The organism is Comamonas sp. DB36, from assembly GCF_057914905.1.
Genome location: NZ_CP196631.1, coordinates 1240149 through 1255667, shown reverse-complemented (window position 1 = coordinate 1255667; position 15519 = coordinate 1240149). Strand labels below are relative to the sequence as shown.

Below are 15519 nucleotides of genomic sequence, written 5' to 3'. Positions count from 1 at the left end.
GCTTCAGCGCGGCGCGTGCGCCAGCGTCCACACGCCGTGCGGCGACTTGCCCACGTTGACCTGGCGCACGACCTTCTTCTCGACGGTGTCGATCACCGACAGCTTGCGCGCCCAGCGCGAGCTCAGATAGATGTAGCGGCCGTCGGCCGACACTTCCATGCAGTCGGGGCCGCCAGGGGCGGGATAGGTGTCGACCAGCTGCTGGGTCTGCATGTCGATCTTGCCTATGGTGTTGGCCACGCGGTTGCTGACATAGAGATGGCGCTTGTCGCCCGCGGCGCGGAACGCGTGCGCGCCCTTGCCGGTCTTGATCAGCGCCATGTTGCGCGGCGGGCCGGCGGAGATGTCGAACACTTCCACGCTGTCGCTGCCCGTGAGGCCGATGTAGAGCCGCTTGCCGTCAGGGCTGCCGTAGATGTCGGCGGGCATGGCACCGGTGCGCACGCGCGCGGTGATGACCTGGGTCGCCATGTCGATCGCGACCAGCTCGTCGCTGTCCTGCATGGTCGAATACAGCGTGGCGCTGCGCGCGTCTATCCACAGGTGGCTGGGGGTCTTGCCCGTGCTCACGCGCTTGGCGAGCACCGGCTGCTGACCGTCCCAGCGGTAGAAGTCGATATGGTCGAGCCGGTTGGCGGCCGTCACCAGCCACTTCATGTCGGGACTGAAGCGCAGGTGGTAGGGATCGGAAATATCGCGCACCACGCGCTGCACCTGGGCCGTGCGCGGATCGAGGAAGGTCAGCGAATCGCCCAGCGCATTGGCGACGATCAGCGATTTCTCGTCGGGCGTCAGATAAAGATGGTGCGGCTCCTTGCCCGTGGGAATGCGCTGGGTCTCGACCCAGCGCTCGGGGTCGATCACGCTGACCGATGCATCGAGCGAATTGAGCACGAAGATCGGGGGCAGCTTGGCCGGGGGCGTATTCACCGCGGGCAGCGGCGCGGCAGCGGCCGGAACCGGCGTTGCGGGTGGCGCAGCGAAGGCCCCCGTGGCGGCCACACCGGCCCATCCGATCAAAACCAGGGCAGCGCGTCGCTGCTCGAAAGAATTGCGCTTCACAAACCACCACTTTCTAGAGTGCGTGCAGTGTATCTGCGCGCCACACTGGTGCGTGCGTGTGCACCAAAGCTTGTCACCAGATGTCATCTAAAACCAACAGTGACACAGGGCGGCGCGGCAAAAAAAAGACCGCCTAAGCGGTCTTGGATATCGGCGGAAAAAGTCATTCACGTTTTCCAAACCTAGCATGCCCCAGCTCAGGGGCACCGAGCAAGGGCCGCCCCGCAGCGATGGTGCCGTCCCCCTCCACCGAAGGTTGAGAGGGGGAAGCGGCGTAAGCCGCTCAGGGGGTGCTTAGAGTTTCCATTTTTCCAGCAGTTTCTGCGGGCCCATGTTGTCGTAGCTTTCAAACGGCTGGTGGATCCAGGGGTTGGTCGGCAGGAATTCCACCGAGTAGTCGGCCTTGAAGGTCGACAGGCCCTTGGTCCAGATCACCGCGCTGCGCAGCTCGGTGATGGGCGCGTAGTTGCTCTTGAGCATTCCGACCACGGCATTGAGCGTGTGGCCCGAGTCCGCGAGGTCGTCGACCAGCAGCACGCGGCCCGCGATCTCGCCCTTGGGCGTGGTGATGAAACGCGCGATGTCCAGGTGGCCCTGCACCGTGCCGGCTTCAGCGCGGTAGGAGCTGGTGGACATGATGGCCAGCGGCTTGTCGAAAATGCGGCTCAGGATGTCACCCGGACGCAGGCCACCGCGTGCCAGGCACAGGATGGTGTCGAATTCCCAGCCCGATTGGTGGATCTTGAGCGCAAGCTTCTCGATCAGGCCGTGGTACTCGTCGTAGCTTACGTACAGGTGATTACCGTCTTCGGTCAACATGGTGCTTTCCTGTTTTCAGTCGTGGATACAGACGGCGGCGATCAGGCTGCGCTGTAGGGGTTGTGCATGAGGATCGTGTGATCGCGGTCGGGGCTGGTCGACACCATGGCGATCGGCACGCCGGTGACTTCGGCAATGCGGTCCAGGTAGCGGCGGGCCGAGGCCGGCAGCTTGTCGTAGTCGGTCACGCCCACGGTCGAATCGGTCCAGCCGGGAATGGTTTCGTAGATCGGCTTGCAGCGCGCGATGTCGTCCGCGCCCATGGGCAGCAGGTCTATGGTTTCGCCGTCGAGTTCGTAACCCACGCAGAGCTTGAGTTCCTCGAGGCCGTCGAGCACGTCGAGCTTGGTGATGCACAGACCCGACAGGCCGTTGACCTGGGCCGAGCGCTTGAGCAGGGCTGCGTCAAACCAGCCGCAACGGCGGCTGCGGCCCGTGGTCACGCCCTTTTCGGCACCGATGGTGCTCATGTGATAACCGGGCGTGCCTTCCTTTTCCCAATCGAGTTCGGTGGGGAACGGACCGCCGCCGACGCGCGTGCAATACGCCTTGGTGATGCCCAGCACGTAGTGCAGCAGGCTCGGGCCCACGCCCGAACCGGCGGCGGCGTTGCCGGCCACGCAGTTGCTCGAGGTCACATAGGGGTAGGTGCCGTGGTCCACGTCGAGCAGCGTGCCCTGAGCGCCTTCGAACAGCAGGTTGCCGCCGGCCTGGTGGGCTTCGTTGAGCTCGCGCGAGACGTCGGCCATCATGGGCTTGAGCAGCTCGGCGTGGCGCATCGCTTCTTCGTAGACCGCGTCGAACTGCACTTCGCCGTCGGCGATGTAGGGCTTGAGCGCGTCACCGAAAGTGAAGTTCTTCGAGCCAAGCACATGCACCAGGATGTGGTTGTGCAGGGCCAGCAGTTCGCGCAGCTTGGTGGCGAAGCGCTCGGGGTACTTCAGATCCTGCACGCGCAGCGCGCGGCGCGCGATCTTGTCTTCGTAGGCCGGGCCTATGCCGCGGCCGGTGGTGCCGATCTTCTCGGTACCGCCCTGCTCGCGCGCGGCTTCGCGGGCGACGTCGAGGGCTGCATGGAAAGGCAGGATCAGCGGGCAGGCTTCGCTCACGCGCAGGCGGTTGCGCACCTGCACGCCGGCTTTTTCCAGGCCTTCGATTTCCTCGAACAGCTTGGCGGCCGACAGCACCACGCCGTTGCCGATGTAGCACTTGACGCCGGCGCGCATGATGCCGCTGGGAATCAGGTGCAGCGCGGTCTTGACGCCGTTGATGACCAAGGTGTGACCGGCATTGTGACCGCCCTGGAAGCGCACGACGCCCTGGGCGCTTTCCGTGAGCCAGTCCACGAGCTTGCCCTTGCCTTCGTCACCCCACTGGGTGCCGACCACGACCACGTTGCGACCTTTGGTTGCTTTCATATTCAAATCCGATGAAATGTCAAATGCCTGAAATGGCTTGTACGACCCATTGCCCGGCGACTTGCACCAGTTCTCGGTCGCAGTGAAATTCGTCTACTTCGCTTCCGTGGCCCGGCAGCACGCAGACCACCGTCTCGCCCTGCTGGCGCAAGGCGGCAATGGCCGCGCTCACGTCCTGCGCATCGCCCCAGGGCGCGCGGATCGCGGCCTTGAGGGCGCGCGTGGGCACCACGCTCACCAGTTGCTTGATGTCCAGGCTGAAGCCGGCCGCGGGCCGGTTGCGACCGAACACCGCACCGACTTCGTCGTAACGGCCGCCGCGCACCAGCGCATCGCTGGCACCGGGCACGTACATCGCGAAGCGCGTGCCGCTGTAGTAGCCATAGCCGCGCAGGTCGGCGAGATCGAAGGTCACGTTCACGCCGTCGAGCCGCGCTGCCAGCCACTTGAGGTGGGTCAGCACTTCGGCCACGCCGGGCACGCCCGCGAGCACCTTCTCGGCTTCGTCCAGCACCTGCACGTCGCCGTACAGCTGCAGCAAGGCCATCAGGCCGTTGCGCGAAGCCGCGGGAAAATCACGCGTCAGCTGGGCCAGCTCGCTCGCATCCTTGGTGGCCAGCGCGGCGTGCACGGCATGCAGCACCTGGGCGTCGACATCCACACCGGCGAGCAGGCTGCGCACCACGCGCACATCGGCCATGTCGACGCTGACGTTGCTCACCTGGGCGCTGCGCAGGCAGGCCAGCGCGAGCAGCAGGGCTTCGAGGTCGGCCTCCAGGCCGGCATGGCCATAGATTTCCGCGCCGAACTGCAGCGGCTCACGCGTGGCGCGTGGACGATCAGGACGGGTATGGAGCACCGGGCCGCAATAGCAAAGGCGTGTGACGCCTCGGCGATTGAGCAGATGGGCGTCGATGCGGGCCACCTGCTGGGTGGTATCGGCGCGCAGACCCAGCGAACGTCCGGAAAGCTGGTCAACCAGCTTGAACGTCTGCAGGTCCAGGGCTTCGCCGGTACCCGTCAGCAGGGACTCCAGATGCTCCAGAAGGGGAGGCATGACCAGCTCATACCCGTAGCTACGCGCCGTATCGAGCAATCCTCGACGCAATTCTTCGATGTGCCGTGCCTCGGAAGGCAATACATCGGCGATGTGATCCGGCAGGACCCAAGCAGACATGGAAAAAAGGGGAGGCTGTTAAAAACGCGATTCTACGGGATAGCCGCGACATCCCACCCTTCCTTGCACCAAGGCCTAGCCTCGTCACACAGTATTGCTTGCTTAATGACAGGTATTGGGTGCGGAAAGTCCGCAGCCCGGCCCCGGCCATCCAACGTGCCCGCCAATGCAAAGAGGGGCCTGAGCCCCTCTTTTTTTTCCGGTCATGCGCCCGTACAGGCCAGGCGCAGTCGGGATGCCTACTTGGCCGCGGCGCCGTTGCGCATGGCCTTGAAGAATTCCGACGACGCGGGGTCGAGCACCATCACGTCGCTCTTCTTGCTGAAGCTGGCCTTGTAGGCTTCGAGGCTGCGGTAGAACTGCGCGAACTGCGGATCGCGGCCAAAGGCCTCGGCATAGATGCGCGCGGCTTCGGCATCGCCTTCGCCCTTGATCTTCTGCGCGTCGCGGTAGGCGTTGGCGATCGTGACTTCGCGCTGGCGATCGGCGTCGGCGCGGATCTTTTCGCCTTCGGCGCCGCCGGTCGAACGCAGCTCGTTGGCCACGCGCTTGCGCTCGGCTTCCATGCGGCGGTAGACCGACTCGGTGATCGATTCCGCATAGTCGACGCGCGTGATGCGCACATCGACCACGTCCATGCCCCAGGGCTTGGCGCCGCGCACGGATTCGAGCACTTCGCGTTTCACATCGGCCATCAGCGCTTCACGCTTGTCGGCCAGCAGATCCTTGACGGTGCGCTTGTTGATTTCCTCCTGGAAAGCATTGCGCACCACGCGGTTGAGCTGCATCGTGCCCGCGGTCTCGTCCAGGCCCACGTTGCGGATGTACTCCGAAGGCTCGGAGATGCGCCAGCGCACATACCAGTCGATCACCACGCGCTGCTTTTCAGCGGTCAGCATGGGCTCGGTATCGGTGCTGTCGAGCGTCAGCAGACGCTTGTCGAGGTAGCGCACGTTCTGGAACGGCGGGGGCATCTTGATGTGCAGGCCCGGCTCGGTGATCACTTCCTTGATCTGGCCGAGCGCGTAGACCACGCCGAACTGGCGCTGATCGACAACAAACAGCATGGAGCTGAGCAAGGCCAGCACCACCAGCAGGGTGGAGACAATAAATCCGACTCTGTTCACAAGAATCTCCTAGCGGGCATCGCGCTCGCGCGAACGACCATTGTCGCGCGCACGGGCATCATTCAGGGTGGAGGAAGGCACGGTCACCGTGCCTGCGGCCGGGGCGCTGGCGGCGCCCGCTGCGGAGCTGTCGGTCGCGCCACCCGCCTGGCCCGCGGACTGCATGATCTTGTCGAGCGGCAGGTACAGCAGGTTCGAGCCCTTGCTCGAATCGACCAGCACCTTGGTCACGTTGCCGTAGATCTGCTGCATGCTTTCGAGATACAGGCGGTCGCGCGTGACCTGGGGCGCCTTCTGGTATTCGGTCAGCAGCGAGCTGAAGCGCTGGCCGTCACCCTGGGCCTGGGCCACGATGCGTTCCTTGTAGCCCGCGGCTTCTTCCTGCATGCGCGAAGCGACACCGACCGCGCGCGGCACGACGTCGTTGGCATAGGCCTGGGCTTCGTTCTTCGCGCGCTCGCGCTCCTGCGCGGCCTTGAGCACGTCGTCGAACGAGGCCTGCACCTGCTCGGGCGGACGCACGCCGCCCTGCTGCAGGTTGATGCCCACGACTTCCACGCCGACCTTGTAGCGGTCGAGAATGGTCTGCATCAGCTGGCGCACGCGCGGCGCGATCTGGTCACGCTCTTCGGACAGCGCCGCATCCATGCGCATCTTGCCGACGACTTCACGCACCGACGTTTCGGCGGCCTGGACCACGGCCTCGGCCGGGTTCTTGCTCTCGAACAGCCAGGCGCGCGCGTCGCTCAGGCGGTACTGCACGGCAAACTTGATTTCGACGATGTTCTCGTCCTGCGTCAGCATGGCCGATTCGCGCAGACCCGTGCTCTTGATCACGTTGTCGCGGCCGACATCGGTGGAGCGGATCTGCGTCACGAACACCAGTTCATGGCGCTGGATGGGATAAGGCAGGCGCCAGTTGAAACCCGCACCGACCGTACTCTGGTACTTGCCGAACTGGGTGATCACGGCCTGCTGGCCTTCCTGCACGATGAAGAAGCCCGTGCCCAGCCAGATCAGCACGGCGACGCCGGCGATCACACCGATGCCGGCACCGGCATTCTTCATGTCGGGCTGGAAGCCGCCATTGCCGCCGGGCGGCTGGCCGTTGCCGCCATTCTTGCCGCGGAACAGTCCCGCCAGCTTGCGGTTGAGCTCACCCCACAGCTCGTCCAGGTCCGGAGGATTGCCCTGGCCCTGGCCTTGCGGCCGGCGATCGCGGCCGTTCGCCGGAGGAATCGGGCGGTCGCCGTCGGGCCGGGGACCTTGTCCCGAGCCGTCCGAGTCCTTGTCATCGCCCCGACCCCAGCGGGGATCGTTCAGGTTGAACATCCCCCGAAGGCGCTTGGGCAGCAGCGCCCAACGGGACGCGCGGTGTGAAAAATTCATGCGAAAAGTCTCAAGTATTTTGCAAAAAGACAGGGATCCCTTCGGCATTTTGCCCAAACAGGGCTTGGCGCCTCATAAATCAGCGGGGTTCTCGGGGATCTTATCCGCCCCCTTCGCTGCCAGAACGCTCTCGGTGAGCGACTGGCGCAATGCTGGCAGACCTTCACCCGCGCGCGCGCTGACGAACAGCCGTGGCACGGGTTGACCGTCCCACTCATATGTATCCTGCAGCAATACCGGCCGCAATTCAGCGGGCATGGCATCGAGCTTGTTGAAGATCAGCAACTGGGGAATCCCGTCAGCACCGATTTCGGCAAGCACTTTCTGCACTTCAGCGATCTGCTCGGGGAATGCGGGATTCGACGCATCGACCACATGCAGCAGCAGATCGGCGTCTATCGCCTCCTGCAGCGTCGCCTGGAACGCATCGACCAGGCCGTGTGGCAGATCGCGGATGAAGCCCACGGTATCCGACAGGGACACAGATTGGCGCGCATCGCTCAAATACAACTGGCGCGTGGTCGTGTCCAGCGTCGCGAACAGCTGGTCGGCCGCGTAGGCGCGGGCCTTGACCAGCGCATTGAACAGCGTCGACTTGCCGGCATTGGTGTAGCCGACCAGCGAGACGTTGAACACGTCCTGGCGCTCGCGCTGGCGGCGCTGCGTGGCGCGCTGCTTCTTGACCTTGACCAGGCGCTCGCGCGTGCTCTTGATCGATTTGTCGATCATCCGGCGATCGAGCTCGATCTGGGTTTCACCCGGACCGCCGCGCGCACCGATACCACCGCGCTGGCGCTCCAGATGGGACCAGCGGCGCACCAGGCGTGTGGCCAGATACTGCAGGCGCGCGAGCTCCACCTGGAGCTTGCCTTCATGGCTGCGCGCGCGCTGGCCGAAAATCTCGAGGATCAGCAGCGTGCGGTCGGTGACCGGCATGTCCAGATGGCGCTCGAGGTTGCGCTGCTGCGCCGGGCTCAGCGCCTGGTCGAACAGGATTTCCTGCGCACCATGCATCTGTGCGAGCATGCGGATCTCGTCGGCCTTGCCGCTGCCGACGAAAAGCGCCGCGTCGGGCACCTTGCGCTTGCAGGTCAGGCGCGCGACGGGCTCCAGGCCTGCGGTCTGGGCGAGCAATCCGAGCTCTTCGAGCTCGGAATCAAAATGGGGCAGCCCGAAATCCACACCGACCAGAAGGACCGGTGTGGCGGGGCCGTTGGGAGTATCAGGAGTGCCCATGCAGACCCTCCGTCAGTACGCGACTCCCGGTCGCGGGGGAAAAGACTGGGTGGTGCAATCTCAAGCGCCAGCGGCTTCGTTGTCCGCAGCGGTTTCGGCTGTGGAGAAGTTCACGGCACGGCCGGGAACAATGGTGGAAATGGCGTGCTTGTACACCATTTGGGTGACGGTATTGCGCAGAAGCACGACGTACTGGTCAAAAGACTCGATCTGCCCCTGGAGCTTGATGCCGTTGACGAGATAAATCGAGACCGGCACATGCTCGCGACGCAGCGCGTTCAGGAACGGATCTTGGAGGAGTTGGCCTTTATTGCTCACGATATTCTCCGTGTTCAAGGAGTGTTGTTGTAAACCGACACCTTACCACAAGCCTTGCGGACCCCGGATTACCGGGGGGCACCGAGGTCTTTTGCCGCCGGGCCGCCCAATGCAAAAGTGGCCCTTGGGGGCCACTTTCGTCGAGGTCTTGCGGCGATTATTTGTCTTTGTCGGCGTAAGGATTCGCCGAAGTCTTCATCTCGATGCGCAGCGGCGTGCCCACGAGATTGAACTCCTTGCGGAAACGCCCTTCGAGGAAGCGCTTGTACACGTCCGTCACATGCTCGAGCGAGTTGCCATGGATCACGATGACCGGCGGGTTCATGCCGCCCTGGTGGGCGTAACGCATCTTGGGGCGGAACATGCCGGCGCGCTTGGGCGCCTGGAACTGAACCGCTTCGAGCAGCAGGCGCGTGAGGACGGGCGTGGACATCTTGCAGGTGGCCGCCTTGTGCGCCTGGGCGATCGATGCCCATACCGGGCCCAGGCCCTGGCGCTTGCGCGCCGAGATGAAGTGCATGGACGCGAACTTGAGGAACGACAGGCGCGACTCGATCGAGCGCTGCAGCAGCTCGCGCTGGTACTCGTCGACCGCATCCCACTTGTTCACGGCCAGCACCACGGCGCGACCGCTTTCCAGGATGAACCCGGCGATGTGCGAGTCCTGCTCGGTCACGCCCTGCGTCGCATCGATCAGCAGCAGCACGACATTGGCCGACTCGATGGCCTGCAGCGTCTTGACCACCGAGAACTTCTCGATGGCTTCGAACACCTTGCCCTTGCGGCGCAGGCCGGCAGTGTCGATCAGCTCGAACTTCTGGCCGTTGCGCTCGAACGGCACGGAAATCGCGTCGCGCGTCGTGCCCGGCATGTCGAATGCGACCAGGCGCTCTTCACCCAGCCAGGTGTTGATCAGCGTCGACTTGCCGGCATTGGGACGGCCGGCGACGGCCAGCTTGATCGGGCCGAGTTCGCCCTCTTCCAGCGATTCCTCTTCGGGCTCGGGCAGGTGCAGCGGTTCGAGCGCGAGCTCGACCAGGCCGCGAATACCCTGGCCGTGGGCCGCGGACACCGGGTGCACCGCGCCCAGACCGAGTTCGTAGAACTCGGTCAGCTGCACGCCTTCAAGCATGCCTTCGGCCTTGTTGGCGATCAGCAGGCAGGGCTTGCCCAGACGCCGCAGGTACTTGGCGATGTCATGGTCCTGTGCCGAGACACCGGCGCGCGCATCGACCACGAAGATGACCACATCGGCTTCGGCCACGGCCTGTTGCGTCTGCTTGGCCATTTCCTTGAAAATGCCGCTGGTTGCATCGGGTTCGAAGCCGCCGGTGTCAATCACGATGTACTCGTGCTTGCCCTGCTTGCCCTGGCCGTAATGACGGTCCCGCGTCAACCCGGCATAGTCGGCGACGATCGCATCTCTCGACTTCGTGAGCCGATTGAACAGCGTCGATTTGCCCACATTCGGGCGCCCTACAAGGGCAATAACTGGCTTCATCCCAGAATACCTATCAATCCGGCCGGAAGCCGTACACGCCACCATTGCGCGTCACGACCACCAGCGTATCCGCAGCCACCACCGGTGCTGCAGCAATCCCGGAGTCATCGGTCGTCAGGCGGTTCAACGGAGAACCATCCTCTTTGGACAACAGATGCACCAGACCTTCGTCATCGCCCACCACCACTGAGCGCCCCAACAGCAAAGGTGCTGTCAGCTTGCGCAGTTGCAGGCGATCCGTTGACCACAGGCGGCTGCCATCGGCACGCCGCCATGCGATCACTGTTCCATTGCCTTCGGAGCCGACAATGCGTTCGGCGTCACCACCCACGCCTTGCGCGCCCCGGGCCGGCTGGGCCCACTGCAGACGTGCACTGCCCACGTCCACGCAGGCCACCGAGGCCTGGAAGGTGCGGGCGCACAGCTGCCCGCCTTCGCGGCTCAGCGGCCCCACCAGGTCGACCAGGCGCTCGACATCGTTGGTGCCGCGCGGGCTGGCCAAAGCGGCTTCCCACAGCACGGCGCCGTTGTCGGGATTCAGGCCCACGAGCCGGCCCGCGAGACCGGCCATCAGCGTATCGCCGACGGCCGTGAGCACGCCCGCCTGGCGCAGCACCAGCGATTCGCCGGTACGTTGCTGCACCCACAGCTGGCGTCCATTCTCGGCATCGAAGGCCGTGAGCGCGCGGTCGGCCGACAGCACGAACACGCGGCCGCCAGCGACCAGCGGCGGCGTGTACGACGCCGCGGGCAGGCGCTTGCGCCAGACTTCACGGCCCTGCTCCAGCAGCACCACTTCGTTAGCGCGCGTGACCACGGCCTGCAGGCGTTCATTGCCGCCCACGCCGGCCGTCAGCGGCTGGCCGACCTTGGCCTGCCACAGCGAGGCACCCGAGCTGGCGTCCAGCGCCTGCAGGCTGCCATCTATGCTTGCCAGCACCACGGTCGTGCCATGCACATGCGGCACCAGGGGCAATTGCCCAAGGGGCGCGATTTTAGCCGTCCAGGCCTTCTGCACGGGCAGCAGGGCCACATTGGGCCCCAGATCCGAGGGCTTGACCTTGCTGGAGTTCCAGAACGCACAGCCGCCGAGGCTCACGATCAGGCCGAAAGTACAGAGGCTGCGCACCAGGCGCGTTGGCAGGCTGCGGGTCATAGTTTGGCTTCCGTTGGGCTGGCCTTGGCCTGGACTTGCACGCCCAGTGCATTGAGCTTGAATTCCACCAGGCGGCGATAGTCGATCTGGCTGTCGAATGCCTTGTAGGCTTTTTCGTATTCAGCCACGGCTTCGGTCTTCTTGTCCTGCAGCGCATAGACGTCGCCACGGCGGTCGGCGGCCACGGCCGTGAACTCCGCGGGGAACGCGGCCGACAGTTGCTGCAGCGCGGCATCGGGCTGCTTTTGCTCGAGCAGCACCGCGGCCAGGCGCAAGCGCGCAAGCGCCTGCAGACCGTTGTCGCTGCCCTTGTCGGCAACCCAGCTCAGCGCATCCTTGGCCTGGTCCCATTGGCCCGCATCGGCATAGGCCTTGGCGGCCAGCAGACCCGACTGCGCGGCCTGCTGGGTGCCGGAATAGCTGCTCTTCAGATCGGTCAGCGCCTGGCCTATGCGGTCGAGCTGCTTGCCTTCGACAGCCTGGGTCACTGCATCCGCGAGCGCCGCGGCCTGCGTGGCCTGGCGCGCCTGCCAGTATTGGTAGCCATTCCAGGCCGCGAAGCTGCCGAACACAACAATCAGGGCACCCGTGATCGGGGTGCCCCATTTGTTCCAGAAATGCTTGAGCTGGTCAAGTTGCTCTTGTTCTTCAAGATCGAAATGTTGGGCCATGGCTATGCTGGGTGTTTTTAGTCTGTCGATTGTAGAAGGGTCGCCCACTGCGCCACGGCGCTGAGGGATTGCGTGGTCTGGGCGCCGCTGCCGTCGCGCAGCGATTTGACCGTGACCTGGCCCTGCGCGAGTTCGTCCGAACCGAACACCAGCGCAAAGCGCGCGCCGCTCGCATCGGCTTTCTTGAACTGCGACTTCATGCTGCCCATGCCCTCGCCCGCAGCGCCCGAGGGGCTGTGCAGCTGCACGCTGACGCCGGCGCCGCGCAGCGCCTGTATCACCTGGCTGACCTGGGGCAGCGCGGCCGCATCGGGCACGACCGCATAGGCGTCGGGCACGGGCGCGGCCGTCGCCAGGCCGGCTTCCTTGACCAGTTCGAGCACGCGCTCGACACCCAGCGCCCAACCCACGGCCGGTGCCGACTTGCCGCCGATCTGCTCGATCAGGTAGTCATAGCGGCCGCCGCCGCAGATCGTGCCCTGCGAGCCGAGCTGGTCGGTGATGAACTCGAACACCGTGAGGTTGTAGTAGTCCATGCCGCGCACCAGGCGCGGGTTGATGCTCCAGACCACGCCGTTGGCGTCGAGGATGGCGGTGACGGCGTTGAGGTGGGCCAGCGACGCTTCGCCCAGGAAGTCGAGCAGCCGCGGCGCGGCCTGGACCATGGCCTGCATGGCCGGGTTCTTGGTGTCGAGAATGCGCAGCGGGTTGCTGTGCAGGCGGCGCTTGGCTTCCTCGTCGAGCAGGTCCTGGTGCTGCTCCAGATAGGTGATCAGCGCGGCGCGGTGCGCGCGGCGCTCGTCGGGCTGGCCCAGGCTGTTGAGTTCCAGGCGCACCTGCTGCAGGCCCAGTTCCTTCCACAGCGCGTCGGCCAGAAGAATCAGTTCGGCATCGACTTCGGGGCCGTGAAAGCCCAGCGCCTCGGCACCGATCTGGTGGAACTGGCGGTAGCGGCCGCGCTGCGGGCGCTCGTGGCGGAACATCGGGCCCATGTAGTACAGGCGCTTGCCGCCGTCATACAGCAGATTGCTTTCGACCACCGCGCGCACCACGCCGGCCGTGGCTTCGGGGCGCAGCGTGAGCTGCTCGCCGTTGAGCCGGTCCTCGAAGGAATACATTTCCTTCTCGACAATATCGGTGACCTCGCCCAGACCGCGCACGAACAGCGGCGTGGGCTCGACGATGGGCGTGCGGATGTTGCGGTAGGCATAGCGCTGCATCAGGCTGCGCACTTTTTCCTCCAGCCATTCCCAGCGTGCGGAATCGGGGGGAAGAATATCGTTCATGCCTTTGACGGCAACAATCTTTCCCGGCTTGGGAGAGGTTTTGGTTTCAGTGGTCACGGCAAAAATGGGTGAGATCAAGATTCAGGCGCTGCGCGGGCAGCGCAGCGGGCAGCGACTTATTGCGCCTGGGCGCCGTAACGGCGGCGCACATAGTTGTCGACCAGCGCGTGGAATTCCTCGGCGATGTTGTCCCCGCGCAGCGTCAAGGCCTTTTCGCCGTCGATGAACACCGGCGCGGCCGGTGCTTCGCCGTTGCCCGGCAGGCTGATGCCGATGTCGGCATGCTTGCTTTCGCCCGGGCCGTTGACGATGCAGCCCATGACGGCCACGCGCATCGCTTCCACGCCCGGATAGTTCAGGCGCCAGACCGGCATCTGCGCGCGCAGATGGTCGTCGATGCGCTTGGCCAGCTCCTGGAACGTGGTGCTGGTGGTGCGCCCGCACCCCGGGCAGGCCGTGACGCTGGGCACGAACATGCGCATTCCCAGCGACTGCAGGATTTCCGCGGCAACCACCACTTCCTGGGTGCGTGCCTCGCCGGGCTGGGGCGTGAGCGAGACGCGGATGGTGTCGCCAATGCCTTCCTGCAGCAGAACCGACAGCGCCGCGGCCGAGGCCACCGTACCCTTGGTGCCCATGCCGGCTTCGGTCAGGCCCAGGTGCAGCGCATAGTCGCAGCGGCGCGACAGCTCGCGGTAGACCGAAATCAGGTCCTGCACGCCGCTGACCTTGCACGACAGGATGATCTGGTTGCCGGCCAGGCCCATGCTTTCGGCCAGGCGCGCGGAGTCGATGGCCGACGTGATCAGCGCTTCGTACATTACCTGGCGCGGGTCCCAGGGCTGGGCGCGGCGGCCGTTCTCGTCCATCAGGCTGGCGAGCAATTCCTGATCGAGACTGCCCCAGTTGACGCCAATGCGCACCGCCTTGTCGTAGCGCGCGGCGGCTTCAATCATCTGGCCGAACTGCTTGTCGCGCTTGTCGCCCTTGCCGACGTTGCCGGGGTTGATGCGGTATTTGGACAGCGCCTTGGCGCATTCCGGATAATCGGTCAGCAGGCGGTGACCGTTGTAATGGAAGTCGCCGACCAGCGGCACGTTCTCGCCCATGCGGTCGAGCTGCTCGCGGATATAAGGCACGGCCGCGGCCGCCTCGGGCGTGTTCACGGTGATGCGCACCATTTCCGAGCCGGCCTGGGCCAGTTCACGGATCTGTATCGCGGTTTCCACGGCCTCGACCGTGTCGGTATTGGTCATCGACTGGATGCGCACCGGCGCATCGCCGCCCACCGTCACCACGCGGTCTCCCCAGACCACGCGCGCCTGGCGCGAACGCCGCGCCGCGGGAGCGGACATGGGGATGGGCAGCTGTTCTTTGCTGTTCACTTATTTCACCTCGAAGCGTGCTACGTCTTTACCCTGGGCCGCGGCCGCAAGGTCGAAAGCCTGGCCGCCGACCTGCAGCGTGGTGACCGCGACGCGACCCACCACCACCTGCACCGGCAGCTGCGCCGCGACCTGGGCGGACTCCCCGGCTGCCAGATTCTTGCTCAACACCACGGCACCGCGTGCATCCTTGACCTGTACCCAGGAAGGGGCCGAGGCATTGAAGACCAGCGACTGCTGGCCGGGCGGCAGCGGCGCGGCGGCGACCGGCGTACCGGCGGCGGGCATACCGGCAACGGGCGTACCGGCAACGGGCGTACCGGCGGCGGGCGCAGGCGTTTCGGCGGCGACAGGTGCGGCAGCCGATGCTGCGGCAGCCGGCGCTGCGGCCGCGGGCTCGGCGGGCAGCGCTGCCGCCGGCGTATCGATGACCGCGGGCGCCACAGGTGTCTGCACGGCCGCAGCGTCGACAGGCTGGCTCACCGTCGCCGGCGCGTCTTGACCGCTGTCGTCGCGGTCAAGAATGCCGCTGGGCAGGAAATAAACGGCTGCAGCGCCGATCAGCAGCACCGCCACCGCGGCCACCGCCTTGGTCGAGACACCGCTGTTGCCGGCCGTCATGCCGCCGCCGCTCTTGCCTGCACGCTCCTTGATGGGCGCGTTCAAATGCGTGCGCTGGGGATTGAGGCCCTGGGGCGCGTTGCGCGGCAGCTGGTCGAGCACCGGCTGGGCATCCATGCCCAGGCTGCGGCAGATGCTGGAAGCCAGCGCGCGCATGAACACGGTATCGGGGAAAGCCGCGTAATTGTCGGCCTCGAGGGCCTCGAGCTTGTGCACCGGCACCTTGAGCGCGCCCGCAAGCGCGGCCACATGCAGGCCCGCGGCCTCGCGCGCGCTGCGCAGCTGCTGGCCGGCGCTGGCGCGCGCTGGCGCCTCACTCTGTTGCGTCTCCAAAACACCGGACATCTGCAACT

General features: G+C 65.4%; 14 protein-coding genes. All 14 read right to left on the bottom strand.

Annotated elements, in window-relative coordinates; translation table 11 throughout:
* Positions 1-3: 3 nt before the first annotated feature.
* Positions 4-939 carry a YncE family protein gene (locus tag ACSVDO_RS05970; RefSeq protein ID WP_489596343.1) on the bottom strand — a complete coding sequence of 312 codons (936 nt, stop codon included), beginning with the start codon at positions 937-939 and terminating at the stop codon, positions 4-6.
* A 417-nt stretch (positions 940-1356) separates the two neighbouring features.
* Positions 1357-1881, bottom strand: a complete 525-nt coding sequence (locus ACSVDO_RS05965) for a phosphoribosyltransferase (RefSeq protein WP_332535105.1) — start codon at positions 1879-1881, stop codon at positions 1357-1359.
* Positions 1882-1922: 41 nt separating this feature from the next.
* Complete coding sequence (locus ACSVDO_RS05960) at positions 1923-3299, bottom strand: adenylosuccinate synthase (RefSeq protein ID WP_489595315.1); 1377 nt, start codon at positions 3297-3299, stop codon at positions 1923-1925.
* A gap of 19 nt (positions 3300-3318) precedes the next feature.
* Positions 3319-4476, bottom strand: a complete 1158-nt coding sequence (locus ACSVDO_RS05955) for an ATP phosphoribosyltransferase regulatory subunit (protein ID WP_489595314.1) — start codon at positions 4474-4476, stop codon at positions 3319-3321.
* A gap of 239 nt (positions 4477-4715) precedes the next feature.
* Complete coding sequence (gene hflC / locus ACSVDO_RS05950) at positions 4716-5603, bottom strand: protease modulator HflC (protein WP_489595313.1); 888 nt, start codon at positions 5601-5603, stop codon at positions 4716-4718.
* Positions 5604-5612: 9 nt separating this feature from the next.
* Positions 5613-6992, bottom strand: coding sequence for an FtsH protease activity modulator HflK (gene hflK, locus ACSVDO_RS05945; protein ID WP_489595312.1), 1380 nt, complete (start codon positions 6990-6992; stop codon positions 5613-5615).
* A 72-nt stretch (positions 6993-7064) separates the two neighbouring features.
* Positions 7065-8228 carry a GTPase HflX gene (hflX, locus tag ACSVDO_RS05940; protein ID WP_489595311.1) on the bottom strand — a complete coding sequence of 388 codons (1164 nt, stop codon included), beginning with the start codon at positions 8226-8228 and terminating at the stop codon, positions 7065-7067.
* 60 nt (positions 8229-8288) lie between these two features.
* Positions 8289-8546 (bottom strand): RNA chaperone Hfq, encoded by a 258-nt coding sequence (hfq, locus tag ACSVDO_RS05935; RefSeq protein WP_231044172.1) that lies wholly within the window; start codon positions 8544-8546, stop codon positions 8289-8291.
* Positions 8547-8703: 157 nt separating this feature from the next.
* The gene (gene der, locus ACSVDO_RS05930; protein ID WP_332535093.1) at positions 8704-10047 is read right to left on the bottom strand and encodes a ribosome biogenesis GTPase Der; all 1344 of its coding nucleotides are present in this window, start codon (positions 10045-10047) and stop codon (positions 8704-8706) included.
* Between the two features lie 13 nt (positions 10048-10060).
* Positions 10061-11203 (bottom strand): outer membrane protein assembly factor BamB, encoded by a 1143-nt coding sequence (gene bamB / locus ACSVDO_RS05925; RefSeq protein WP_489595309.1) that lies wholly within the window; start codon positions 11201-11203, stop codon positions 10061-10063.
* Positions 11200-11874 (bottom strand): YfgM family protein, encoded by a 675-nt coding sequence (locus ACSVDO_RS05920; RefSeq protein WP_332535090.1) that lies wholly within the window; start codon positions 11872-11874, stop codon positions 11200-11202. Before ACSVDO_RS05920 ends, bamB begins: the two co-directional genes overlap by 4 nt.
* Positions 11875-11891: 17 nt before the next feature.
* On the bottom strand, positions 11892-13160 hold the full coding sequence (hisS, locus tag ACSVDO_RS05915) for a histidine--tRNA ligase (RefSeq protein ID WP_332535088.1): 1269 nt from the start codon (positions 13158-13160) through the stop codon (positions 11892-11894).
* A gap of 116 nt (positions 13161-13276) precedes the next feature.
* On the bottom strand, positions 13277-14515 hold the full coding sequence (gene ispG / locus ACSVDO_RS05910; protein ID WP_332535086.1) for a flavodoxin-dependent (E)-4-hydroxy-3-methylbut-2-enyl-diphosphate synthase: 1239 nt from the start codon (positions 14513-14515) through the stop codon (positions 13277-13279).
* Between the two features lie 30 nt (positions 14516-14545).
* Positions 14546-15511 carry a helix-turn-helix domain-containing protein gene (locus tag ACSVDO_RS05905; protein ID WP_489595307.1) on the bottom strand — a complete coding sequence of 322 codons (966 nt, stop codon included), beginning with the start codon at positions 15509-15511 and terminating at the stop codon, positions 14546-14548.
* Positions 15512-15519 lie beyond the last annotated feature (8 nt).